Annotated in this window: 1 pseudogene; it reads right to left on the minus strand. The window is 47.8% G+C overall.

The features are described from left to right. Window positions 1–252 (minus strand): annotated as a pseudogene (locus tag EI28_RS15180) (hypothetical protein); the annotation flags it as partial. Between the last annotated feature and the right edge of the window lie 300 nt (window positions 253–552).

The raw sequence follows: 552 nt of genomic DNA on the forward strand, positions 1-552 counted from the left end.
CCCTAACTTCAGGGAGTGATCATCTGTAAACCAGTTCAGGTCGACAGAGAATGAGGATGTACCAGGCGACACATAATACCCATGATAGTCCGTCTCTCCCTGTGTGATAGTGTATCCGGCACGGGCTACAGACTCATTTTTCTGCATGAGGTCGACGGCCTCACTGTTCTCACTTCCGATGCTGCTGGCCGAAACCATCGGTACGACGATAGCGAAGGCCACCAGGAGTCCGATAAGATGGTTGAATTTCATCAAAATCCACCGATAGAGATTTCGAGGAAATTTCTGATAAATATTCTGTCCTATTTCTTTACACGTTTTATATACTGGCTGTCTGTCAACTTCCAGCAAGAGAAGGAGGACATCCGTTTGTCCAATAGAAATCCAGGGAAATCTACTGAATCCCGCAGAATGGGGCGGAGGCAATCAGACGAATATCGAACATCCAGCTGCGAGACATTCTTACACCACCTTCCCCACAAGATAAACCCTGGATGGATACCGCGTTCGATCAACTTCTCCGAGGCGAATACCTGCGTTAGCGAGGAAGTT

The organism is Methanoculleus sp. MH98A, assembly GCF_000691865.1.
Lineage (GTDB): Archaea > Halobacteriota > Methanomicrobia > Methanomicrobiales > Methanoculleaceae > Methanoculleus.